The 24,685-nt window shown below is 64.2% G+C and carries 17 protein-coding genes; 9 read left to right on the top strand and 8 right to left on the bottom strand.

Annotated elements, in window-relative coordinates; translation table 11 throughout:
- Nucleotides 1-28 precede the first annotated feature (28 nt).
- The 6 genes from prsR to M3149_RS06330 form a co-directional block, all read right to left on the bottom strand.
- Nucleotides 29-1,387 (bottom strand): PEP-CTERM-box response regulator transcription factor, encoded by a 1,359-nt coding sequence (gene prsR, locus M3149_RS06305; RefSeq protein ID WP_251708477.1) that lies wholly within the window; start codon nt 1,385-1,387, stop codon nt 29-31.
- Nucleotides 1,384-3,468, bottom strand: a complete 2,085-nt coding sequence (prsK, locus tag M3149_RS06310; RefSeq protein ID WP_251708478.1) for an XrtA/PEP-CTERM system histidine kinase PrsK — start codon at nt 3,466-3,468, stop codon at nt 1,384-1,386. The genes prsR and prsK overlap by 4 nt, the downstream gene beginning before the upstream one ends.
- A 28-nt stretch (nt 3,469-3,496) precedes the next feature.
- Nucleotides 3,497-4,891, bottom strand: coding sequence for a TIGR03013 family XrtA/PEP-CTERM system glycosyltransferase (locus M3149_RS06315; RefSeq protein ID WP_251708479.1), 1,395 nt, complete (start codon nt 4,889-4,891; stop codon nt 3,497-3,499).
- A gap of 124 nt (nt 4,892-5,015) precedes the next feature.
- Nucleotides 5,016-6,896, bottom strand: coding sequence for a hypothetical protein (locus tag M3149_RS06320; protein ID WP_251708480.1), 1,881 nt, complete (start codon nt 6,894-6,896; stop codon nt 5,016-5,018).
- A 56-nt stretch (nt 6,897-6,952) separates the two neighbouring features.
- On the bottom strand, nt 6,953-8,158 hold the full coding sequence (locus M3149_RS06325) for a pyridoxal-dependent decarboxylase, exosortase A system-associated (protein WP_251708481.1): 1,206 nt from the start codon (nt 8,156-8,158) through the stop codon (nt 6,953-6,955).
- Nucleotides 8,155-9,750: an acyl-CoA ligase (AMP-forming), exosortase A system-associated gene (locus tag M3149_RS06330; RefSeq protein ID WP_251708482.1), complete on the bottom strand. Its 1,596-nt coding sequence runs from the start codon at nt 9,748-9,750 to the stop codon at nt 8,155-8,157. The genes M3149_RS06325 and M3149_RS06330 overlap by 4 nt, the downstream gene beginning before the upstream one ends.
- 78 nt (nt 9,751-9,828) lie before the next feature.
- On the opposite strand from M3149_RS06330, the gene M3149_RS06335 reads away from it, so the two are divergent.
- The 4 genes from M3149_RS06335 to M3149_RS06350 all read left to right on the top strand — a co-directional run bounded on the left by M3149_RS06335 (nt 9,829) and on the right by M3149_RS06350 (nt 12,838).
- Nucleotides 9,829-10,089: an acyl carrier protein gene (locus tag M3149_RS06335; protein ID WP_251708483.1), complete on the top strand. Its 261-nt coding sequence runs from the start codon at nt 9,829-9,831 to the stop codon at nt 10,087-10,089.
- Nucleotides 10,086-10,925, top strand: coding sequence for a hydrolase 2, exosortase A system-associated (locus tag M3149_RS06340; protein WP_251708484.1), 840 nt, complete (start codon nt 10,086-10,088; stop codon nt 10,923-10,925). The genes M3149_RS06335 and M3149_RS06340 overlap by 4 nt, the downstream gene beginning before the upstream one ends.
- On the top strand, nt 10,922-11,983 hold the full coding sequence (locus M3149_RS06345) for a hydrolase 1, exosortase A system-associated (protein WP_251708485.1): 1,062 nt from the start codon (nt 10,922-10,924) through the stop codon (nt 11,981-11,983). The genes M3149_RS06340 and M3149_RS06345 overlap by 4 nt, the downstream gene beginning before the upstream one ends.
- 87 nt (nt 11,984-12,070) lie before the next feature.
- Entirely contained in the window at nt 12,071-12,838 is a 768-nt protein-coding gene (locus tag M3149_RS06350; RefSeq protein WP_251708486.1) for a PEP-CTERM sorting domain-containing protein, read from the top strand.
- A gap of 109 nt (nt 12,839-12,947) precedes the next feature.
- On the opposite strand, the gene M3149_RS06355 is transcribed toward M3149_RS06350, so the two are convergent.
- Entirely contained in the window at nt 12,948-13,952 is a 1,005-nt protein-coding gene (locus tag M3149_RS06355) for a GNAT family N-acetyltransferase (protein ID WP_251708487.1), read from the bottom strand.
- A gap of 111 nt (nt 13,953-14,063) precedes the next feature.
- Here M3149_RS06355 and M3149_RS06360 point away from each other — a divergent pair, with 111 nt between their 5' ends.
- The gene (locus M3149_RS06360; protein ID WP_251708488.1) at nt 14,064-15,473 is read left to right on the top strand and encodes a hypothetical protein; all 1,410 of its coding nucleotides are present in this window, start codon (nt 14,064-14,066) and stop codon (nt 15,471-15,473) included.
- Nucleotides 15,474-16,004: 531 nt separating this feature from the next.
- A complete protein-coding gene (locus M3149_RS06365; RefSeq protein WP_251708489.1) occupies nt 16,005-18,302 on the top strand; it encodes a hypothetical protein in 2,298 nt (765 codons plus the stop codon).
- Between the two features lie 154 nt (nt 18,303-18,456).
- Here M3149_RS06365 and M3149_RS06370 read toward each other — a convergent pair whose 3' ends face one another.
- Complete coding sequence (locus M3149_RS06370; RefSeq protein WP_251708490.1) at nt 18,457-19,344, bottom strand: hypothetical protein; 888 nt, start codon at nt 19,342-19,344, stop codon at nt 18,457-18,459.
- A gap of 290 nt (nt 19,345-19,634) precedes the next feature.
- Between M3149_RS06370 and M3149_RS06375 the strand changes: the two genes are divergently transcribed.
- From M3149_RS06375 to M3149_RS06385, 3 genes are all read left to right on the top strand, one after another.
- Nucleotides 19,635-21,101 carry an oligosaccharide flippase family protein gene (locus M3149_RS06375; RefSeq protein ID WP_251708491.1) on the top strand — a complete coding sequence of 489 codons (1,467 nt, stop codon included), beginning with the start codon at nt 19,635-19,637 and terminating at the stop codon, nt 21,099-21,101.
- Between the two features lie 478 nt (nt 21,102-21,579).
- Complete coding sequence (locus M3149_RS06380; RefSeq protein WP_251708492.1) at nt 21,580-22,569, top strand: glycosyltransferase family 2 protein; 990 nt, start codon at nt 21,580-21,582, stop codon at nt 22,567-22,569.
- A 228-nt stretch (nt 22,570-22,797) separates the two neighbouring features.
- Nucleotides 22,798-24,627 carry a hypothetical protein gene (locus tag M3149_RS06385; protein WP_251708493.1) on the top strand — a complete coding sequence of 610 codons (1,830 nt, stop codon included), beginning with the start codon at nt 22,798-22,800 and terminating at the stop codon, nt 24,625-24,627.
- Nucleotides 24,628-24,685: the final 58 nt, after the last annotated feature.

The following is a 24,685-nucleotide window of genomic DNA, read 5'->3' on the forward strand; positions in this document are numbered from 1 at the left end:
GGCGTTCTCCGGTTGGGCCTGGGCAGAGTCATTTCATGCCGAAGCGGTGCATCAGATCGTAGAGCGTCGGGCGGCTCACGCCCAGCAATTCCGCTGCGCGCAGCACGTTGTTGTTGGCCCGGGAAAGCGCGGTGATCACCGCGCGCTTCTCGGCCTCGTCGCGCACCGTGCGCAGGTCGATCACCTCGTCGGCGGCACCGTTGGCGGGCAGCGGCAATGCGAGATCCTCGGCCGTCACCTGGTTGCCGTCGGTCATGATCACGGCGCGCTTGATGCAGTTCTCCAGTTCGCGAATATTGCCCGGCCAGCGATGCGCGCTGATGGCGTTCACCGCGTCGCTGCTCAGGGTCAGGCTGCGCCGGCCTTGCTCCTGGGCGAACCGCCGCGTGAAAGCGTGTGCCAGGAAGGCAGCGTCGCCAACACGGTCGCGCAGCGGCGGAATGTTGATCACGATCTCGGCCAGCCGGTAGAACAGGTCCTCGCGGAACCGCCCTTCGCTGATGAGTTGCTTCACGTCCTGGTGCGTGGCGCAAACCACGCGCACGTCGACCGGGATCTCCTGGCGCCCGCCCACGCGGTCGATCACCCGCTCCTGCAGGAATCTCAGCAACTTGGCCTGCAGCGCCATGGGCAGGTCACCGATCTCGTCGAGCATGAGCGTGCCGCCATGTGCGCTTTCGATCTTGCCGGGCGTGGTCTTCACCGCGCCGGTGAAGGCGCCCTTCTCGTAGCCGAACAGCTCGCTTTCCAGGAGGTTTTCCGGGATGGCGGCGCAGTTGATGGCGACGAAGCGGCCCTTGCGGCGCGACGAATCGTGCAGGCCGCGCGCCAGCACCTCCTTGCCGGTGCCGCTTTCGCCCAGCAGCATCACGGTGGCATTGGTCGTTGCCACCTTTTCCATGGTGCGACACACGCGCAGCATCTCGGGGTCGCGCGTGAGCAGGCCGGACAGGCTGTCAGGCTGGCGCATGGCCACCAGTCGCTCGTTCTCGGCCTGCAACTCGTGCAGGCGCAGGGCACGCTGGACGATCAGGCCCAGCACCTCGGGCTCGAACGGTTTGGCCAGGAAGTCGTAGGCCCCCAGCTCCACCGCACGCAGCGCATTGGCCTGGCCGTTCTGCCCGGTCAGCACCACCACCTTGGTCCCGGGGGCCAGCGAGACGATCTGCTCCAGCAGCAAGAAGCCCTCCGTCGAATCGTCGGCGTTCGGCGGCAAGCCCAGGTCCATCGTCACAACGGCCGGCGCGTGGCGGCGCAACTGCACGAGCGCCGACTCGCGGTCGTCTGCGGTCACCGATTCAAACTGGTCGAGCGACCACTTGATCTGCTTCTGCAGCGCCGGATCGTCCTCCACGATCAACAGCTGAACTCCCTTTTCTGCGCTCATGTCTCTCCCATCGGATGCAGATCCGAGTTCTCAAACGATTCAATCAGGGGCAGCAACAGCGTGATCCGCGTGCCCTGCCCCGGCGCACTGTCCACGCTCATCTTGCCACCCAGTTCCTGAACGTACTGGAAGCTTTCATACGCGCCAATGCCCATGCCCGACGACTTGGTGGTCTGGAAGGGCTTGAAGAGCCGGTCGCGAACGAAGGCCTCGGGCATGCCCGCCCCCTCGTCGCCCACCACCACGCGTGCGTGGCTGCCAAAACGGTCCACCTCGATCCAGACGCGCTGCGGCGGCTCGGTTGCTTCCAGCGCGTTGTTCACCAGATGCCCCAGCACGCGCTCGAGCCGCTCGGGATGCCCGCGCGCTGCCACCCGCCCTTGATCCTGCACCTCCAGGCGACGGCCGCGCCGCGCCACGCTTTCGCCCAGCGAGCGGGCCAGCGCACACAGATCGACGCCCACACTGGCGTCCCCGGGAGCGGTGCCTTCGCGCAGCTGCAGCATGAGCTGGCGCATGCGCTCCAGGGAGTTCTCCACCGTCAGGAGCATGTCGGCCTGGAACTCGGGGTTGTTGCCCAGGCGCTTGGCGTTCTTCATCATCAGCGACAGCTGGGTCACGATGTTCTTGAGGTCGTGCACCACGAAGGCCGACATGCGGCTGAACGCCTCGAACTTGCGCGCTTCGAGCAAGGCCTCGGTCACCTGCATCTGTGCCAGAAAGCTGGCCGCCTGGCGCGCGGCCGTCTTGAGCAGGTCGGTTACCTCCCAGTTCAACTCCATGGGCGCGCGTGGGCGGCCCAGCACCACAAACCCCAGCAGGTCGGGCCCCAGCCACAGCGGCACGACCAGCCAGGCCTGATCGTGCGAGGCCAGCCATTCGGGCAACACCAGGCCCTCGTAGCGTTCCGGGCGCTCGCGCATCTCGCGCAGGTCGATCACCCAGCCTGTGCGGCGCAGGAACGCGCTCAACGAGCCGTCGGGCATCTCGGTCGCGCTGATGGCAGGCAGATTCCATCGGGCCACCTGCCGCAAAGCCGGCTCGTCCGGGCGGTGGACCCACAGGGCGCCGCTGGGGCTCTCCACCATGTCGGCCAGCCCCCGAATGACGTTGAGCCCCAGCTCCTGGGGGCCGTTCTGCGACGCCAGCGACTGGGTGAACTTCAGCCATTCCTCCCGGTAGTCGTACCGGTAGCGGAAGAAGTGCTTGCCCAGCTGCACCCGCAAGCGCGCACGCAGCGAGCGCGACAAGGCCAGCGCGATGAGGCCGATCAGCGCGACGAAGATCAACGCGAGTTGAAGGGCACGCCCCCAGTCGCTGCCCAGGTAGCGCACGATGTAGCCTACGCTGGCGATGAACAGCAGGTACACCCCCACCAGCAGCAGCGTGGCCGAGTGGAACACCACCTTGCGCGAGACACGGATCTTGTCGAGCCAGTTGCGGTGACGCGACGAGGCCAGCCACAGCAGCGGCGTGAAGGCCGCATGCACCAGGCCGCGGATGTTCCATGCATCGGCATCCAGCGCCTGGAACAGGACGCCTTGCGAGTACAGGTAAAGATCGAAAGCGAAGATGCCCGCCAGGGCGAGCCCGATCGGCTTGCCACTCCACAGCGCGGCCTCGGGCAGGTTGCGCAGCAGTTGCTCCACCAGCATGAGGCCGAAGATCGCCAGCGACAGGGAGCCGACCACAAAGGCAATGCGCGCGCCACCAAGCGGCAGCAGGAACACCCCGGCGAAGGTCACCAGGGGCAGCGCCACGGCCAGCACCGGCATCCACCGCGGCGCAGAACGGCTATCGCCCCGCAGCAACAACAACAGCAGCGCAAACCACGCGCCATAGCGGGCCAGGTCGGCCACCATGGAGAGCGCCAGCCAGGGACCGGGCTGCGCGGCGCGCGTGGAGGCCAGGGCCCAGGCAACGGTCAACCAGATCGCCGCCTGAACGAGCCCGGTGCCCTTCGGCCATGCCTGCTGACCCAGGCTGCGCCGGAGCATGATCGCGCCCAGCAACGCGTAGGACGCAGCCGCGATCAGCAGGCTCCAGATCGCCAGTGACGACAGGCCGGGTTGGGTCTCCATGGGCAGCGCGAAGGCGGCGGCACTCGCTTCAATGCGCGCCAGAGCCGGTCAGCACGACGCCGATCGTCTCGAACAGCACCACCACGTCGAGAAAGAGCGAATGGTTCTTGACGTAGTACAGGTCGTACTGGAGCTTCTCCACCGTGTCCTCCTTGGAGGCGCCGTAGTGGTAGCTGACCTGCGCCCAACCGGTCACACCCGGCTTGACGCTGTGGCGCACGGCGTAGAACGGAATGTCCTGCACCAGCTGATCGACAAAATAGGGCCGCTCCGGCCGCGGCCCGACCATGCTCATGTCGCCCTTGAGCACGCAGAACAATTGCGGCAGTTCGTCGATGCGCACCTTGCGCAGGATGCGGCCGATGCGGGTCACGCGGCTGTCGCCTGCCGTCGCCCAGCGGGGCACGCCGTCCTTCTCGGCATCGTTGCGCATGCTGCGGAACTTCACCACCTTGAAGATGCGGCCGTTGAGGCCGACCCGCTCCTGCGAGTAGAAAACCGGGCCCGGGCTCTCGAGCTTGACCAGCAAGGCGGTGACCAGCATCAGCGGCAGGGTGAGCACGAGCAGGATGAGCGCACTCACGATGTCGAACACCCGCTTGACGAGGGTGCGCAGGAAGCCCTGGTTGAAGCCTTCACCGAAGATCAGCCAGCCCGCCGACGCCGACTCGATGCGGATCTGGCCGAGGTTTTGCTCGAAGTAGGTCGCGACGTCGGACACACGCACACCGCGCAGCTTGCAGTCGAGCAGTTCGCGCATCGGCATGGCGCCGCCACGGCGGTCGGTCAGGGCCACGACGATCTCGTCGACGCCCTCGCGCTGGGCCAGAAGATCCAGCCGCTCCCCCGGGGCGACGATGGCCGCGGCGGGCACACGCGCCTCGGTTTCGTTGGGGCTGGCGTAGTAACCGACGAGCTCGACGTGCGCACTGGCGTGCTGAAGGCTCTGCCCCACGGTGGCGGCGCGCTCGCCCGTGCCGTACACCAGCACCCGGCGGCGCTTGAGGGCCGTGGGCAGCATTTCACCCACCAGCACCCGGTGGGTGAGCATGAAACCGGTGGTGCCCAGCACCACCAGCACCACCCACTTGGCGTCGTACGAGGGCTCCAGCGGCAGCAAGACCAGCACGCCGCTGGCGATGGCACCCGACAACAGCACCGACAGCACCGCACGCGCACGCATCTGGCCGCTGCTCTTGCTGCGCCCACGCTCGTAGAACCCCAGCGCCGAGTTCACGCTGAGCACGCCCAGCGCGATCAGCACGCCGCGGGTGAAGCCTTCACCGACGATGGCAAGGTGAAAAAGCGACGCGTTCGACTGGATGTAGAGCGCCAGGATCAGCGCCACCACGACGAGACCCATGTCGAACATCACCTGCAGCACTGTGCGGCGGTGGAAGTAGTGGTTGAAGATTTTGATCACGGGGAGCTTCGACGTGCACCATGTGAGGCCTTCGTATGAAGGCGACGGTGCCTGCTGCCAACAGTTCATTCAAAAGTGCTCAGGGCAGGATACCCGCTGGAGGATGTCAACACAATCGCTTACATCAAGATCTGTTGCCAACTTCTCCACAGTTTGTCGATGCAGCGAGGGCCGTGAAAGCGAGCAAAAGTGCAATCCGCGGGAATTCCGTCACGCTGATGAGGGTTCCCAGCACGCAGCACGCGCCCAGGACGCCCAGATACCCCCAGGCCAGCGGGTCGCCGCGCCGGGCCTGCTGCAACGCCGTGCGCATTGCCAGCCAGAGGACCACCGCCACCAACAACAGCCCCAGAACGCCGCGCTCGACCAGCAGTTCCACGGCCAGGTTGTCGGCGTGCCAGGGCTGGTAGTAGCTCTCGGCGACCGGCATCCAGTGGGCCAGGCCGCTGGCAAAGTCGGGGTTTCGAAAGCGTTGACGGCCCTGTGCATCCCACAGCCTGACCTCCAGCACCCTCGCCTCGCGCCCCACCTTGTCGCTCTGGAAACCCGCGGACACCAGCGGCGCGCGCCAACCCGCCCCGAAGGGCTCCCGCAGAACGAGCGTGCCTTGTATCCAGCCATCCTCATCGGCGCGCGCCGGGACGACCGGCCCGTCGGCGCAACGAAGCGCGCCCAGCAACCAGCGTTCGCAGACAGAGATCCACAGCACCGCGGCGGGGTCGGTGCCCGGTGCCACGCGCACCGCCCATCGCAAGCTGCCTTGCGGCAAACCGCCGACGCGTTGCGACAGCGTCCAGCGACCGGTGAGGTCCTCCCGGCTGGCCGGCCCACCGAGCAGGACGCCCGCGCTCCCACCGACAAGCCGTGCGGTGCCCGGCCATTCGTAGCCTTCACCGCTGGCGACCAGGCGCGCCGGCAGTCGCCCTGCACCCACCCCCAGCAACACCTCACCCGGTGTGCGCCAGACCTGCAACGCCGCCATCCAGTGCTGCCAGCGGCCCAGCATGTCGGCCTGGGCGCGCCCCAGCCGATCGTCCCAGGAGTCGCTGCGCGCCAAGGCCCACACCAGCAACACCATGCACAGCCCCGCGCTGGCCAGCAGCTGCAGCGGCCGGCGGGCGACGGGCACCGGAAGGCGCCAGCGCAGCGCGGCCAGCGGCATGAACAACAAGACCAGCAAGGCCACGGCCACGATGCCACGCGAGAACGTGGCCAGCACCGCATGCACCGCCAGGCCCAGCAACAGCAGCGACATCGCCAGGCCCACCGGCGTGCGTGCCCGCCAGACAGCCCACAGCGTCAGGGGCAGCGTCAACGCCAGGTACATGTCGATGGCACCGCCGCCAACGTGCATCTCCCAGAACAAGGCCGTGGCACGGTAAGGCAGCGCCAGGTTCTGCCAGCCCACGGTGGCCGCACGCTCGGCGAGCACCACCGCGCCCACCAGCGCAAGGCCCGCCAGCAGGCCCCACGCAAAGCGCCGGGCCGCTGCCCCCCGATCGGCGGGCCAGACGGGCAGCAGCAACAGCAGGGCCAGCCACGCCTTGCTGACGCGAACCGCGTTCCAGGCGCTGTCGTGGCCGGCGTACTGCGCCTCGTTCCATGACCATGACGGCTCAGCGGCGTCCCCGCTTTGCAGTCCCTGGAAGACCGCTGCATCGCCCCAACCGCGCAACAGCCCGATCGCGCCCGACAGCGCCAGCAACAGCCACCACACGCTCCCCGCCCGCTTCACCCTCACGCCTGGCCCCAGGCGCCACCAGGCACCGGCCGCCACGGCCAGCCACAGCAGATCGGATTCGTCGGTCAGCCAATCGCCCGTCCAGGGCGCCGCACTGGCCAGCGGCAGCAACGCAGCCAGCAGGCCGGGCCACCATACGGGCCAGCGCGCCACCACAGCGGCAACCACCGGCACCGCAAACACCGCGACCCCGGGCGCGACGTTGTGACCCACGGCGAGAGCGAGCGCGCCCGACAGGCAGGCCAATGCGACCAAGCGCGACAACAAAAGCGCCGCGACGGAACCGCCGTCCGCGAATGTGCGGTGCGGCCCGGTTGCGCTCACACCAGCACGTCGGCGCAGGCGGGGTGCCCCAGGAACGCCGACGGGCTGGCGCTGGCTCCGTAAGCCCCCGACTGGAACACGACCACCAGGTCCCCCGGCTGTGCGGGCGCCAGCGCAACGCGCTCGGCAAACCGGTCGAGCGGCGTGCACAGCGGCCCCACCACGCTCACGTGCTCACGCTCGGCGGTGTCCATGCGGTTGCCGACCACCAGCGGGTAATGGCGGCGAATGACCTGCCCGAAATTGCCCGTGGCCGCCAGGTTGTGGTGCAGGCCCCCGTCGGTGACGAGAAACACCTCGCCGCGCGAGACCTTGCGGTCGATCACGCGCGCCACATAAACGCCCGCTTCGCCCACCAGGTAGCGGCCCAGCTCGATCACGAGCCGCGCACCGGGCGCCTCGCGCTGCAGTGCGGTCTGCACCGCTGCAAGCGCCTGCGACACGGGCAACAGGTTCAGCGGCCGGTCCGCCTCGGTGTACGGAATACCCCAGCCACCGCCCAGGTTCACGTGTTGCAGCGGCCCGGGTGCGTCCTGCGCAAGTTGCTGTACCAGCCGCCACGATTGTTCGATCAACACGGCCAGGCGCTCGCCGTGCAACATCTGGGAGCCTGGGAACACATGGAAGCCTTCGAACGCAAGCCCGGCGCTGCCGATCGCGCGCAACAGCGCGGGCACCTGTTCTGCGTCCACGCCAAAGGGCTTTGGCCCGCCGCCCATGGCCATGCCCGCCCCCCGCAGCTCGAAATCCGGGTTCACGCGCACGGCCACGCGCGCCGCGCGGCCCAGCCGCTCGCTGGCCGCGGCCAGCAACGGCACCTCACGGAACGACTCGATGTTGACCAGCACCCCTGCGGCCACCGACTGCTCGAGCTCGGCGGCCTGCTTGGCCGGGCCGGCAAAGCTCATGTGCGCGCCTTGCCCGCCGCTGCGCAGGGCCAGGGCCAGCTCACCGCCCGAGGCAACGTCAAGCCCGTCGACCAGACCGCACAGGTGCGTGACCAGCGCAGGCAAGGGGTTGGCCTTGACGGCGTAATGCAGCCGTGCAGCGGGCGGCAGCGCGGCGCGGACCTCGGCCACCCGCGCCGCGATGCGCCGTGCGTCGTGGGCGTAGAAAGGTGTCCGGCCAACGCGCTCAGCCAGCGCCGAGAGCGTCATCCCGCCGATCACCAGCTCGCCATCGCGCACGTCAAAGCCGTTCATGAGCCACCCCCGTGTTGCGCCCGCCAGGCCAGCCGGTCGAGCTTGCCGTTGGGGTTGCGCGGCAGGGGTGCAAGGCTCCAATGCACACACAAGGGCACCATGTACGCGGGCAGCCGCTCGCGACAGAACGCCAGCAGCCCGGCACTGGCCTCGGCTTCCACGAACGGGTCCCGCACGCGGGGCACCGCCGCCACGTGAATGGCCTGGCCCCATTGGCTGTGGTCCATGCCCACCGCGATGGCTTCGGCCACCAGGCCGCTGGCATGCACCACCTCTTCCACCTCGGTGGGGCTCACGCGATAGCCCGAGGTCTTGATCATCTCGTCGCGCCGCGAGACGAAGTACAGGTAGCCCTCGGCATCGCGGCGCACGGTGTCGCCCGAGAACACGGCCCGCTCGCCGGGCTCGCCCAACCACGCCGGCAGCTCACGAAAGCGCATGGCCGTTTCCTCGGGGCGCTGCCAGTAGCCCATGGCCACCAGCGGCCCTCGGTGCACCAGCTCACCGGGCTCGTCCACCGCGCACTCGCTGCCGTCTTCGCGCAGCACGCGGATGTCGGCATTGGGAATCGCGCGGCCGATGGAATCGGGCCGCCGATCGGCTTCGTCGGGCGGGAGGTAGGTGGAGCGAAACGCTTCCGTCAAGCCGTACATGAGGAACGGACTGGCCGCCGGCGCCAGGGCACGCAGTTGCTGCAAGGTGGGCAAGGGCATGCGCCCGCCGGTGTTGGCCCAGTAGCGCAGCGCGGATGTGGCGCCGGCGGGCCATTCCAGTGCGACCAGTTGCTGGTACAGCGGTGGCACCGCCGTCAACCCCGTGATGCGTTCGCGCGCCATTGCGCCCAGCACGTCGCGCGGAACCAGGTGGTTGAGCAACACCACGCAAGCGCCCACAAGGAACGCGGTGGTCAGTTGGCTGAAGCCGGCATCAAAGCTCAAGGGCAACACCGCCAGCAGGCGGTCGTCCTCGCGGTTGCCCAGGTAGCGCGCCACGCTCGCCGCGCCGGCCAGCAGGTTGCGGTGCGACAGCATCACGCCCTTGGGCCGCCCGGTGCTGCCCGAGGTGTAGAAGATGGCGGCGAGATCGGTATCGAGGCGCCGTGGCAGGGGCGCGTCGGCGTCGCCATCGAGCCTGTTCCAGGCCTGCACACCCGCCTGCTGCGGCGTGTCGGCGTCGGTCAACACCACGTGCTCACAAGGCAAGGCACCTGCGTCCAGCAGCGCCGCGTGGCGGCCCGTGCTGGTGACCAGCAGCCGCGCCCCGGCATCGGCGAGCACGTGGTGCACCTGCGCCGGCTTGAGCACGGGGTTGACGGGCACCAGCACACCACCGCAGGCGGTGGCCGCAAAACTGGCGATGACGGTTTCCAGGCGCTTGTCCAGCCACACGGCCACCCGATCCCCCGGCTGCACACCGAGCGCACGAAACCCGATGGCAACGCGTTGCACCTGTGCGTGAAGCGCAGCATGGTCGAGCGTTCGCTCACCGTCCACCAACGCCGGGCGTGTGGGCCACACCTGCGCCGCACGCTCGCAGAGCTCGTGCAACAAGGCGGGCGGCAGTGCGGCCGTGAACACCGGAGGCATGGACATGCGGCGCAGTGTAGCCAAGCGCCTGGCGGGGCCGGGCGGCAAGAACTCAGTGCACTGGTGCTCCTTAGAATGCCGCGCATGAACTTGCTGCCCGATGTCCTGCGCGTGCTCGATCACTCCCTCAGCCTCAAAGGCCGCGCGCTCGCGTTCCAGGGCAACACCCGCTTGCTGGGCGACCTGCCCGAGCTGGACTCCATGGCCGTGCTGGCCTTCATCGAAGGGCTGGAATCGCACTTCGGCGTGACTTTCAGCGACGACAGCATCACCAGCGACAGCTTCGCCACCGTCGACAGCGTCTGTGCGCTGGTGCAAAGCGCCATCGACGAACAAGGCACATGACGACAGGGGAAGCCCTTCCCCATGCCTTCCACCTGCCGGTGGACGGCAGCCACCGCTTCTGCCTGTATCACGCGCCAGCGCCCGGCCCCATGCGGGGTACCGTGCTGTGCCTGCCCGCCTGGGCCGAAGAACTCAATGCCGGGCGCAGCACCCTGGCACGGGGCGCCCGCACGCTGGCCGCGGCCGGCTACGCCGTGTTGCAGATCGACCCCTTCGGTTGCGGCGACAGTGATGGCGAATTCGAGCAAGCCACCTGGAACCACTGGTTGCGCGACGCGCAGGTTGGCCTGGCGTGGCTCGACGCGCGCTGGCCGGGCGCGCCGCGCTGGCTGTGGGGCTTGCGCAGCGGCGCGCTGCTGGCCGCCGACGCGTTGCAAGGCCTCGCACCGCCCGCCAACCTTCTCGCATGGCAACCGCCCCCGTCAGGGCAAGCCTTGCTGCAGCAGTTTCTGCGCCTGGCAGCGGCCGGCCGTTGGGTGGGCCGCAGCGATCCCGGTCATGACGCACCGGCCGAGCGGCTGGCGCGCGGCGAACCGGTCGACATTGCTGGCTACCGCCTGACGCCCGCGCTGGCCGAAGGCGTGACACAGGCCCGCTGGCGGCCACCTGCGACGGCGCAGCCCGCACAACTGGTCTGGATCGACACCGGCACCGAAAACACGGACACCCCGGGGCCGGGCGCCCAGCGCGGCATTGACGCGTGGCGCGAGGCGGGCTGGGCTGTGCGCTGGCGCGGCGTGGCCTGTCCACCGTTCTGGCAAACCGTGGAGCACCACGACACCCGCAACATCGTGGACGCCACGGCGGCGCTCATGACCACCGGAGCGGCACCGTGAGCCCGGCCAGCCCCGCAGCCGCAGCCCCTGCAGCAGCCGACCAGCCGCTGGCGATCGGTAGCCCGGCCGGCCCGTTGCTCGGCCTGCTGAGCCAGCCGGCGGCGGATGCGCCCGCACGCGATATCGGCATGCTCATCGTGCCCGGGGGGGCCCAATACCGCGTGGGAGCGCACCGGCAGTTTCGCGAACTGGCCCATGAACTCGCCGCCGCCGGCTACCCCACGCTGCGGTTCGACCTGCCCGGCCAGGGCGACAGCCCGGGCGAGCCCCTGCCCTACACCGCCATCGGCCCCTGCCTGCAAGCGGCAGGCAACGCCCTGCTGCAGGCCAGCCCGGCGGCGTGCCGCCGCATCGCTGTGTTCGGCCTGTGCGACGGCGCCAGCGCGGCGCTGCTGCACGCACATGCCTGCATGAAGGCCCAGGCACAGAGCCATGCGCAGGCCGATGGTCAGGCCCATCCACAGGCCAACGCCACCAGCGAACCGACCTGGGCCGGCATCGCCATGCTCAACCCCTGGCTGGAGCCCGACGCGCAGGTGCAACAGGCCCGCGAGCGCCACTACTACCGCCAGCGCCTGTTCAGCCGCGCCCTGTGGCGCCAACTATTCAGCGGCGGCCTGGGCATGGCCTCGGTGCGCGCTGCCCTGCGCAGCGCCATGGGGTCGCGGGCTTCTCCACCGGGCGGCCCGGCGAATGCCTCGGTAAAAGCTCCGATGAACAGCCCCACGAACGGACCTCCGGTGCTGCAACCGGCTGACGTCAATGCGGCCCTGGCGCAAGCCTGGGTCGCATGGCCAGGCCAGCTGCTGCTCATCGTCGGCGGCGCTGATCTCTCTGGCCAGACCTTCGATCACCAGGTGCAACACCACCCTGCTTGGCGCAGCCGCCGCCCGGCAGCGCGCTGGCAACGCGTACTGCTCCCCGGAGCGGACCACACCCTCTCCCGCAACCAATGGCGCATTGCCGCGCGTGACGCGCTGCTGGCCTGGCTGGCATGTCAGCCGGCTTTACAAAGTGATGTCGGTTTTTTTGACAAACAATCGTCCAATCGCACCTAAGTTATTGATTCAAAAGCCTGGCACGACCCGTGCTTTCCTGGCGTGCGACAGCCGACTTTCTGGTTGCAAAAGGAAAGACCCGATTTCATGAAAGCTATCAAGACGCTCGTTGCCGCCGCCGCTTTCGCGGTTTCTGCCAGTGCCTTTGCAGCCCCCGTGGTGAACAACAACGTACGCCCGGTCACCATCAACCCCGCCTACCCCGGTGAATCCAGCCTGCAATCGGTGTTGGACGACCGTTTCGGCGCGGGCGCCGTGAGCGCCCAGAACGACCAGAGCACGGCCGGTCGTTGGGGCTCGGCCACTGGTCTGCCCGCCACCACGGTGCCCACGATGGTGATCGAGCAAACCAGCAACGCAGGCAATCAGGTCTTCGGCATCTGGTTCGGCACCGACACCAACAACCTGCTGAAGATCGATCTGCTGGCGGGAGCCGCCTACGCCAACGGCTTTCTCGACAGCGCCGCGACGATCAACATGAACTACGGCGTGATGGAGATTACCGGCAGTGCGATATCGGGCAGTCCCAGCACCTGCGGCGAAGAGGTTCTCTGCGACTTCATCGTGGATACCCGTATCGACCCCACCAACTTCGGTTTCTACTTCCGCAGCGGCAACACCTGGGCTTACTCGATCGACAGCATCACCGGAGGCCCCGCGCGCTTCCTCGCCTATCAAGACGGTGCCAGCACCAACTGGCTCTTCGCCTTTGAAGACGGCAGCGATTTCGACTACCAAGACATGGTGGTGAAAGTCGAGTCCATCAAGGTACCCGAGCCTGGCTCCCTCGCTCTGCTGGGCCTGGGCCTCGCCGGCTTGGCCGCCGCGGCACGCCGCAAGCAAAAACAGGCCTGAGGGACGCAGGCCTGAGCAACACAGGCCTGTTCCGCCTGCCTGGACGGACGCAGCAAAAAGGGGTGGTCAGCGACCACCCCTTTTTCGTTTCATGAACACCGAAACACCGTCACCCGCGCGAAGCCGCCCCACGCTGGCGGCGCAGCCTTCGCAATCCTGCGCCCACCCAGTGACGGGCCGCGGCTATCAGCCCCGCCAGCGTGCGCAAATCGAACGCCACCAGCCCTATCCGCTCGCGGCGCGCGGCCATCCAGTCGGCCTTGTAGGCATCGTCCCCGCTCAGGTAGTCCACCTCCGCCACCCGGTCCACGTCCATGGCGTGCGCCATCATGGCGGCCGTCAACACCGAACCTGGCGAGAGCTTCTCCTGTCCCTGCACATAGGCCAGCTTGAAGATGCGCGCCACGCCACCCTGCGTGAGCCACAGCTGCGCGGCCAGCGGTGTGTCGTCCAGCCACAGCACGCCCAGGCGCAACATGCCGCGCTCGGCCGCCCAGTCGATCAGCGCGGGCACAAAGCCGGCCGGTACTTCGGGCGTCTTCCAGCTTTGTGCGTACACCTGCTGGTACGCTGCGGCAGCCCGCGTCAGCTCGGGCCCCGGCGCCTGGGCGATATCGATCCGCCAGCGCCCCGCGCGCGCCAGGCGCCGCTGGCCTCGCTCCACGCTGTGCCGCAGGGGCGACGGCCTGGCTGCCCAATAGGTTGCGAAACCGCCGTCGGGCACAGGCTGGTGCCAGTTGCCGAAAGCAAAGAAACGGTCCGTCCACCAACCTTGCGCGCGCAACGCCGTCTCGAGTGGAGCCAGCCACGGGGCATCTGCATCCAGCGGCTGCAGGCGCAGGATCCCGCGTCCGGGCAAACGCCGCAGCGTCTGCGCAGCCGCGGTCGCATCCCACCCGGGGGCCAGGGCAACGCCTTGCGGGCCATACAGCCCGCTGTAGTAGTTGGAGAGCGACACCAGACCTGCACCTCCCGCGGCCGCCGGCATCAGCGGCAGCGCGGTGCCGGGCGCAATGGCCCAATCCAAACGCTGCGGCGCATGCTCGAAGCCCTTGGCTTGAAGCAGCGAGAACCAGTCTGCCTGCTGAAACAGCTCGCCCGCCTCGCCGCTCATGGGTTCGAGATTCGCTGATATGGTGAAGATGCGCCGCATGATAGCGACCACCCCACACCGCCACACCGGTCCGGCAGCCTGTTCGTCCCACAAACGCCCATCGGAACCCGTATGCGCCGCTTCATCCGCATCGCGTTGATTGCCGGTGTGCTGCTGGCCATGGCCGCTGGTGCGTGGTGGGCTGCCAAGGTGATGCTGGGGCCCGCCAGTGGGGATGCTGCCGTGGCTGCTGTCACCGAACGCTCACCACAGGCCTGGATACGCTACCTGCTGCGTCGCCTGGAGGGCCATACAAAGCTGGAAACCGTTTTCGTACCGGTGCTGCGCGCAGCGCAGGCGCACATCGAACGCGAGCCACCCGCCGGCCCGCTGCCAGACCTGGGCAAGGGCCAGCGCGAGCAATCCGTGGCGCCCGCCGTGCGCGGCCTGTTGCACACGATGGCGGTGAACACACCCCAGGCCATCCGCGAGGCGCTGCTCAAGGCCGACGCGGGCACGCAGATTCTGGTGGCACCCGGCCTGTACCTGTTCCGCCAGAAGCTGCGCCTGGGGCACGACGGGCGCCCGGACGCCCCCATCGCCCTGCGGGCCGCGCAACCCGGCACGGTGTGGTTCGAGTTCGCGCAGGTCGAGGGCATTTTGGTGGATCGGCCGCACTGGGTGTTCGAGAACCTGCATATCCGTGGCACCTGCGAGCGGCACGACGACTGCGAGCACGCCTTCCACGTGGTGGGCCGCGGCAGCGATGTGCTCATCCGCAACAACCACCTGAGCGACTTCAACGCGCACGTGAAAGTGAACGGCGTTGACGGCCAATGGCCCGACCGCGGACGGCTGGTGCACAACACCCTGACCAACCAGACGCCCCGCCAGACGACCAAACCCGTGACGCCACTGGACCTGGTGGGGGCCAGCGACTGGCGGGTAACGGATAACCACGTGACCCACTTCGTGAAAGCCTGGGGCAACCGCGTGGCCTTCGGCCTGTTCATGAAAGGTGCCGGCAGTGGCGGGCGCATCGAGCGCAACCTGGTGGTGTGCACGCCCGGCGGTATCTCTCAACCCGGGGTGCGGGTGGGCATCTCGTTCGGTGGCGGTGGCACCGACACGCTGGCCTGCCGCGCCGACGGCTGCCGCCAGTACGAACACCGCGACGGGGGAGCGATCAACAACATCGTGGCCCATTGCAACGACGTGGGCCTGGATGTGAATCGCAGTGTCGGCATCTTGCTGGCGCACAACACGCTCATCAACACCGCGGGGGTGTCGTTGCGGGGCGGCTTGTCGCAAGCGCGTGTCGTGCACAACCTGCTGGAGGGACGCGCCGCCGCACGCGATGGGGCACAACTCCACAGCGAAGGCAACCACGCCCTGGGCGAGCACCTGGAACCCCACCTGGCAGATGCACTGGTGCTTGAGTGGCTGGACCGCCCCGCCGACGCACCCGCCCTACCGGGCGTAGACACCGATTTTCTGGCACGCCCGCGCATGCCGGTGAATGCCCCCGGGGCCTTGCGCTGATTCATACCAAGGTGCTAACAATGGCTCAATTGCGGGCTATTGATTAATCCCCGCAGTTGTAAAGGCAACCCGCCGGAGTTGCAATTGATTACACCGCGTATCTGAAATCGGGTTTTCCTCGCAGGAATAATCCAGACAACTGACGCGGCGTTGTACAGCGCCGACAGTCAGCCAGGGGTCGCCCTGCATCGGCAGTAGGCCCCGCCGTTTACCCCCATTTATGCGCACTTTTGGCTCCGTTCGGCGGGCCAGCGCATGCGTTTGCACTAAATGCAGCCTCTTGTCGCCCCCTGGGCACCGCTCGATACAGTGACTTTCCGCACATCCTTCGCTTTGAACTGCCTGTCCGCTTTGCCCTTTTTCGGCACTTTGTCACGCCTAAAGTCCGGGCCCAATGTACCGAGAGAGGGGCATGCGCCCCGCGGACTGTGAATTCAATCACACCCGCCACCGCAAATACACCGGGTTTCTGAGTACTTTAAGGCTCGATCGGCAATTGCCACGAAACCTGCAGATTGAATTAAACGGAAATTGCAGTTCGATATGAATACGGAACGGTTCAACAAAGACAACGCCCCTCGCTGGGTGCTGGCCGCCATGGCACTGGCCGCATTGGCCACCCTGAGCGGTTGCGGCGGTGGTGGCTCGGGCGTGGCCAACGCCGCCGAACTGGAAGACGCCGCCAAGAAGCCGACCACGGCAGGCAGCAAGGGCAACGGCAACAAAACAGAAACCGCGGCGCCTGCCCCCACGGAACCGGCTCCCGCGCCAGCGCCAGCGCCAGCGCCAGCGCCAGCACCGGCACCGGCACCGGCACCGGCACCGGCTCCCGCCCCAGCGCCTGCCCCGGTGGCCAGCGGCCCCTTCAATTGCGCCGTCGGTGCCATCACCTGCGTGGAAATTGCCTCCACCAGCGCCAGCACACAAGGCAGCGTGCCCGTGACCTTTGGCCAACCCTTCCGTGCTGGCGACTGGCAGCATGCCACCCACGGCCTCGTGGCCAAGGTGGACGACGTGGCCGTGCCCGTGCAGACGGATGAGATCTCGTCGCACCGCGACGGCTCGGCTCGCTTCGCGGTGATCAGCGCCCAACTGAACAACCTGCAACCTGGCCAGACGAAGATCGTCAACCTGTTCGCCGGACCCAAAGCGGCCAGCACGCCCAACGTGCCTGCCGACCCTGGCTGGAACCTGGAGATCGAAACCACTCTGTACGACGCCAACGGCAATGTGACCGGTACGCTGATTGCGCAACCGAACCAGTTGTTGAAAGACCAGATCGCCAGTGGCGCCGGCAAACGCCTGAGTGGAGCGGTGGCCAATGAATACACCGTGACCCTGCCCTTCAAGGACAAGACCAGCGGCACCCAGCACCCCCACCTGACCGCCCGCCTGCACACCCGCCTTGTGGACAACGGAGCGCGCATCCGTACCGACGTGGTGATGGAAAACACCCGCACCTGGACCGCCAACCCCGGCAACATCACCTATTCGATGGTGGTCAAGCGCAACGGCGCCACCATCCATACCCAACCCAAATTCACGCACTACCACCACGCACGCTGGCACAAGGTTGTGTGGACGGGCGCGAGCGCAGAGCCTCAAGCGCGGGTGCGGCATCACATGCCGTATTTCATGGCGAGCAAGGCAATCTGGAATTACAACCTCAATCTGACCATTCCAGAGACGGTTCTTTCTTCCTTCTATTCGCAATACCTGCAAGCCAAGGCCAATCAAGCCAACCTTGGTCCGATGGCCAATTTGTTAATGACAACCTACTTCCCAACCACTGGTGGTCGTCTAGAAATTGGCCCGGTGCCTCAATGGACGGCGATGTATCTAATCTCGCAAGATGAGCGGATCAAAGAGGTGATGCTCGCACACGCAGATGTAGCTGGTTCGGTACCGGTTCACTACCGAGATGAGGCTACTGGCCAACCGTTAGATCTGGATCGACACCCAAGTGTATCCACGCATTTGGGCACCTCACAACCAGCGCTCCCATCGCTTGTCAATTCAACTACAATCTGGCATCCAGACACCGCACACCAAGGTTCTTATGCCTATGTGCCATACATGATTACAGGAGATGCCTTTTTTCAAGATGAACTGATGTTCTGGGCAGCATGGAATCTGACAGCAATGAGTCCTGGCTATCGGAGCTATGGCCAAGGTCTCTTGTGGGAAGATCAAGTTAGAGGACAAGCTTGGACGATGAGAGCACTTGGGGATGCGTCTAGGATTATCCCAGACTCTCACGCCATGAAACCATACTTTCAAAAACGCCTCGCCAATAATCTAGAATGGTTTTATCAAAACTGGATTGCCTCACCAGCTGGCTATGTTTCACCATTGGGATCCCCGGTCAATCCGTACGCAATCCATCAAATGGGCCCGTGGCAGAATGATTTTTGGGCAATCGTGATGGCACAACATGCAGAGGCAGATGAGCCACGAGCGAAAGAGCTGGTCAATTGGGTCAGCAAAGTGGGCGTTGGTCGCTTTTTAAATGAGGCTCAAGGTTTCTGTCTTGCGAAGGCGGCTGCCTACTACCTGCAACTAAAAAATTCAAGCAACAACTGGATCACAACTTGGAGCGAACTTGCACAGGTTAACTTTCCTGGGGTAAATTGCGCCGATCCTATTGCATATGACGGGTATCCAACTTGGTCTGGTGGATATGCGGCAAACGCACGAGCAATGCTCGCAGCGACGGCGAACATCGGGACTCCCAATGCAGCAAGTGCATACGCCCTTTGGAAGTCAAAGACGCCGCTGATGGATAACGATTTCGCCAATAACCCCACTTGGGCCATTGTTCCAAGATAAGTAAACGCGTTGGTGGCTCAAGATGAATAATGGCGCATATGGGCGTCATCATTCATTCAAGAGCATGCAATTAAGCTCGCCGCAAGCAAGAGCTAGCGGCCAGTATTCCAAGTCAGCATGCAAATGGAATAGGACTGAATTCCGAATTCGCCACTTAATGCCCATCTAGCAAGTTTTTCAACCCCATTTGTTCCGCACAACGCCGAAGCTCAAAGTTACCAGTGAGATCACGGGATAAATCGCGAAACTCATTATTGGGTGAAACTCGCCTATATCCTTCGAACTTGATCTGAGAAAAGTGTCCAGCGCTGAAATCCTTCTCTTTCAGGGACAACACGCGCCCACCATGACGGTGCTTCCAATAGAAAATTCCAGTGCCATGATCCCAGTAATAATTGGAAAGCCGTGAATCGCCCGAGTTGATCGAACGATTTCTGTGAGACTGGAAGTGCAGCCACCAGCCACAGCCCTTTTCGTACTGATCCCGGCTAGCTGCCCGTGTGGTGCACCCGATCAGTTCCCAGAAGCGTCTATGTCGCACCGAGAAAAGGTCTCGCCAGCCAGTGGTGCTAACGGCAGCAGTAGTTCCTTCGGGTAGACCGGCAAACACCTGAGCCATCTCTCGCATCTTGGCTTCAGGCAGCAGCAGGTCTGAGTGCCAGAAGGCGATACGGTCCACGAACAAAAAGGCAAACTCCAGAGGGAAGTGCGGGTAAAGGACCGGCAAGTTCAGGCCGGCGTTGAAGTTCACCACTACCGCTCCGGAAACCACGTTTTCCGGTACCCCAACCCTGGGATCGAAGCCCACCACGGGTGTCCAGCCCGCGTTTTGCACCAAACGCTGCTGCAGCAAGCACCAATCGGAATCTACGTTCCAGCATAGCCATGGCAGAGCAACGCCCTTCAGCGCCTCGGCCCATTTTTCGGCAGCGCGAAAAATGGGTTCAACGTCGTCTCCCCATGCCTCCCAGTTGCCCATTCCCTTGCGGTATTCGGTAGAGCTCTTGTCCATCGTCTGTGATTTATCTTCGATTTTTTCCATGAAGGATGGGCCACGAGTGGTCCAAGGTGGTCACGCCTGCATACTCGAGCACAAGCTGCCGCGAACGAACAGGGCTCAGTCCGTGCAGGGCTACGGACAGCCGCCACTTTACTCAGTAAGCAAGAAAATAGTGGACATTGGTGGAACCGTAACGAACGGCTCACGCCAACACTCCGCAGCAAGGCTCGCGCCTGTAGCATTCGCGGCTCCAGCGCATATGCGCCTCATGGGCTAAGTGCCAGCCGCGTTGCGGAGAGAGCCGCTAGCGGCGCACTGCCCTCGCGTCCAAAGTGGAAGTCACCCAGGTGTCCTCTGTCCGCCAAAAAGTAGCCCTGCAGTTCGTCGTCAGCAACCTGGCCTTGGTGTCCAACTTCGTGCTGACCATCGTGTTGGCCCGCCTGCTCAGCCCGCAAGACATTGGCATCTTCTCGATGAGCGCAGTGCTTATGGCCGTGGCCCACGTGTTTCGGGACTTCGGCGTCACGGCGTTCATCAAGCGCGAGAAAGAACTAACCCCGGAGAGTCTTCGGAATGCACTGGGTGTGCTGCTACTGACCTCGTGGAGCGTAGCCGGGGTCATGTTTCTGAGCGCTCCCTACTGGGCCGAGTTCTTCAGGGAGGCACGGGTAATGCCGGTGGTCATGGTATTGGCGCTGGGCTTTGTGTGTATTCCATTCGGAGCGATCCCTATGGCGATCATTCAGCGCGAGATGGCGGTGGAGAAGTCGGCACGCATAACCGCAGTGACCACTGTCGTGTTTTTTGCGTCATCAGTCGGCTTTGCACTGGCAGACTTCGGGCCCATGACCATGGCGTGGGCAAACTTGATAAACATCATCGTCACCGGCGCCATGGCCCGCTGGGCCCTCGGCAGGCCGTTGCCTTGGTTGCCAGCTTTTGGTCATACCAAAGGCATCGTGCACTTTGGTCTCGGGAACCTGCTCACCGCCTTGCTCAAAGCTGCAGATGACGCCATACCTGACATCATTTTGGGACGCAAGATGACCCCGACTGATGTGGGCCTGTTCAGTCGGGCCAATTCCACCGTGAACATGGTGAGTACCGCCTTGCTGCCAACCGTGAGCTACTTCGCACTTCCCTATCTTGCACGGGTGTATCACGCGAATGGACCCGTGTCCCACGAATATTTGCGAGCCACATCGCTGATCAACGCCCTTATGCTCCCCGCACTGGCCGCCATCGGTGTGCTGGCGCACGACATCGTGAGTTTTCTGTATGGGAGCGCTTGGCTAAAGGCCGTTCCCGCCATTCCTTGGTTGTGCCTGGCTTACGCACTTAGCAGCCTATTCACGCTAAGTGCACCGGCGCTGACCGGTGTCGGCAAACCGTATGCCGCAATCGGGCCCACCGCAGTACTGGTAACGGCCAAATTGGCGTGTGTCCTGTGGCTGATGGACGGGACTTTGAGCACATTTGCTATGGCCATAGCGCTAGGCCAAATCCTGAGCATCCCTTATCAATTATGGACTCATCAGCGCCACTTGAACCTGCATTGGACCGCTTGGGCAAAAAGTACCATTCCGCTACTGCTGCACACAGCGCTGGTGGGTGCCATGTGTCTGGGGCTGCGTGAGACGTTGCCTGAGCAAACACCTGCTTGGGCAGCGATCTTTTCCGTTGGCTTGGGGGCAATGATCGCCTTTGTGGTCGGATGCTTCTTGTTGGCATTGCCGATGGCACAAGAATTAAGACGGTTGCATGGTGCGCTGTTGCGCCGCGCGAAAGGCATGAACTGACTGCGCATGTGGACTGGGGAACAGAACTAAAATCCGCACGCTCCAGCCACCCAAATTCCTTGGCTCAGCTTCGCATTTTGTTTATTCTCTTCGCTTGATTATTGTCGGAGCAACTCGGAATTTCAGAACATTCGGGACATTCGGGACATTCGGGACATCGGCCAGCAGATACTTACAGCCTCAATACTATTTACGTAAACTCACCTCTAAACTATTGACGGGACAGCGATCTGAAGGGCGATTAAGTACCTCATTATTAGGGTCGATCAAGCCACCATCAAAAACTCCATTGTATCCAATGCCAGAGCACCAATTCTCAGCAAAACCGGGAGTTCATCAAAAAGGCAGTCAGCGACGATAGTAATCGCGTTAAAAAGCAAGGTCGTAGCTTAGCTTCTCAAGATGTCTCAGGAAGACATGGTGTAAGTGTGTTTGAGCAATATCTATCCGCTAGAGCCACAATGTAAGCCCATCCGATATGCATGCCGAGAAATCACCGCTAGACGTGACAGTAATCGTTGCAGCCTGGAATCGCGCAAAATTAATCACGCGCACTTTGGACAGTATCGCAGCGCAGACAAGGCCACCACGTTCGATCATCATCATCGACGATGCGTCTGCCGACAATACAGTCGAAGTTGCACGGCAATGGATTGCGCAGCACGATCTACCGGTGAGGTTATTGGTCAATCCGCAGAACATAGGCGTTGCAGAGACGCGCAATTCCGGGCTGCGGCAGGCTTCGACTCGTTATGCGGCTTTTCTAGACTCGGATGATGTGTGGCAACCAGATGCGCTTGAAAAATTGACCATTCCACTAGAGCAGGATACGGACGCCTTGGTCTGCTCCGCGGATGCTGTCGTACTGAGCAATGACCAGATAGGCGAAAGCCCACCAGTCACACTGTTCGCCTCCAAACTCAACCTTGCCATAGATATTGTTCCTTCTGACCTGCCAGATATATATGAGTTGATAGATCCTGCTCGATTGCTATTGCTGACCAGTATCATTCCCACGTGCTCGGCTGTCTTCAGGCTCGATGCGGCCCGCGCAGTGAGCTTCATGCCCAATTTTCGGACCGGTGAAGACTGGCTGTTCTGGTTGCGCCTGGCCAAACAAGGGCGGTTTCTATGCCGGCTTGAACCCGTGGCCCATGTACTGCGGCATGACGCCAATCTGACCCACTTCAGCGGTAGTGCCTTCACTGCAAGGGAGCATCTCCGCGCGCTGCTCGCACTGGCGGACGGGACGCTTGGTGTAGCACTTACTGCATCGGAACAACAGAGGGTTGCCGACGCTATTACAGAAAAGGCCAGTCACTGGCGCTATCACCTCTCGCGGGAAGGAATCAGAATCTACTGGCAAGGACTCACGCGCCCCGAGGCGCAAGCCACTGGGGGACGTTGGCGGCATTTGCTGGCCGATCCGCGCAGCCTTGCGCGCGCGCTCTTCGCACGGCTCGTGTGAGACACCCAGCTATGGAGCAGTGGAGTGAAGCTCTCCCGGAAACCGAACAGGTTCGAACTACAGGCTGGCTGACCCTGTCCCAGGTTTTCTAACCGTCTTGTTACAGAGAAGCCTAGCGTGATGAACGCCCCGCAGGGGCAGCGCAAGAGCGGTTTGGCAATCATGCGCTACTGCCCATCGACCACGAGTTGGAGTTTAAGAGTCCACTCTTGAAGACTGGAGTGAAACTTGGTGAATCTGGATGGTGCGAGCGTGGACAAACCTAGCCGCCTGAACGCTAGTCAGGGCGATACGACCGCGTGGCGTTTGCTCGAAGCCTGCGGAACAGCACTGCTGGCGGGATTGCTGGCGTGCGTTGGTTGGACCAACCTAAGCTGGGCTGCCGGAGGTCAACTCTCTGGAACTGAAGGGCTGTTTGCAGGGGCTGTTTGTGCCGTGGCCTGCATGGCATTTGCCCTGCGCGGAAGAACGTTACGTCATCACCTGTTTGCAGCGTTGGTAGTTGCAGGCGCTGCGGCGGTATCGCTTGTGTTGGCAGAGGCCGTAAGGGACTTCTCTTACGACGGCCAACGCTATCACCAAGAAGCGGTGCAGGCACTCGCAGCCGGATGGAACCCACTGCGCGACGCTCCGCTTCAAGGAAACCAGTCGCTATGGATCAATGGTTACGCCAAAGGCCCGTGGATCTGGTCAGCGGTATGGCTTCATGCCACGGGCAGCATCGAGCTTGGTAAATCGCTGCACCTGTGGCTCGCCATCAGCGCTGCTTTTCTGGTGTACGGAACGCTTCGGCGGCTCCCGGCCCTGAGCCCTGCAGCAGCGGGATCGATCGCCCTTCTGGCAGCAGCCAATCCGGTGCTGCTATGTCAGTGGCCCACACACATGAATGACAGCCTGATCGGCAGCCTGCTGCTGGTACTGGCCAGCCAGGCTGGCAGGCTGTCTCTCATGATTCCGGACGCAGACGACAAGGCAATGGCATGGCTGACTGCCGGGCTGGGCTTGGCCCTGCTACCGACCGTAAAGGCCAGCGGACTCGCATACGCAGCGCTGGCTAGCATGACGGGCTGGGTGGCCGCGCTTCTGTGGAGGCGAGTTGACTTGTCGCAGCATCTTTTGAAAGTAGCCGCCACCAGCCTTGTAACCTCGGTACTGGTGCTCTCGTGGAATCCCTACGTTACGAACACAGTGCGACACGGGCACCCGTTCTATCCGCTCGGTGGCGAGGGCAAGGTGGACATCATTACCAACAATTCCCCCAATGAGCTTCATGGTGAAAACCGCGTGATGCAGTGGCTGGGTTCGATTTTTTCGCAGTCTCACTCCGAACTCGGCACAAGCGAGAAGCCAGCGCTGCGCCCGAAGTGGCCGGGGGTTGTCAGCGCAGGGGAGCTGGCTGGCTTTGTCTCAAAGACCGACATGCGAATCGGTGGATTTGGTCCATGGTTCAGCTTGGGGCTGGTCCTCGCACTGGCTGGCGCAGTCGTCGCGCTGTTCGAAATGACCCGCCGCGCAGGCTGGCGAAGTACCGAGTTCAGGCGTGGCGTAGCAGCGGGAGCGACATTGCCAGCCGGGTTGCTGGTCCTGACACTGGCTTTTCCCGAGCCCTGGTGGGCACGGTACATACCCCAGATGTTCCTGTTGCCAATAGCCCTTTTGGCTGCCGTACTCGCCGCGCCTTTGTGCGGGCGCCTTGCCCGGGGCCTGGCCTGGGTTTCGCTCGCCGTGCTGACAGTCAACTCGCTGGCCGTCGGGAGCGCCTTCTCAGTGGGTGCGGCGGTGCGCGAACTGGACATGCGGACTCAGTTGGGCAGCGCAGCGAGCCTGTCCTCACCTACGCGCCCTCTACCTGTACGCCTAACCGAACCTGCGCTGGCCCGGCGCCTAAGCCAAGCCGGCGTGCACTGGCGGCCTGCGGCAGATGAGGAACCATGTGCACAGTGGGTAACCCTACATCACTCTGGCGTGGGCTTGTGTCTGCCACCGGGGCACGAAGGCAAGTACATCGAGGAAGCGCCAGCGGTTACCAGCTTGAAGCGCTTGCTACGGGGCAGGTGAACCCGCGCTTTACACGAGCGAACCCGATAGCTGAACCGCCCGGGATTTGAGGAGGCTC

Source organism: Hydrogenophaga intermedia (assembly GCF_023715105.1).
Taxonomy (GTDB): domain Bacteria; phylum Pseudomonadota; class Gammaproteobacteria; order Burkholderiales; family Burkholderiaceae_C; genus Hydrogenophaga; species Hydrogenophaga intermedia_A.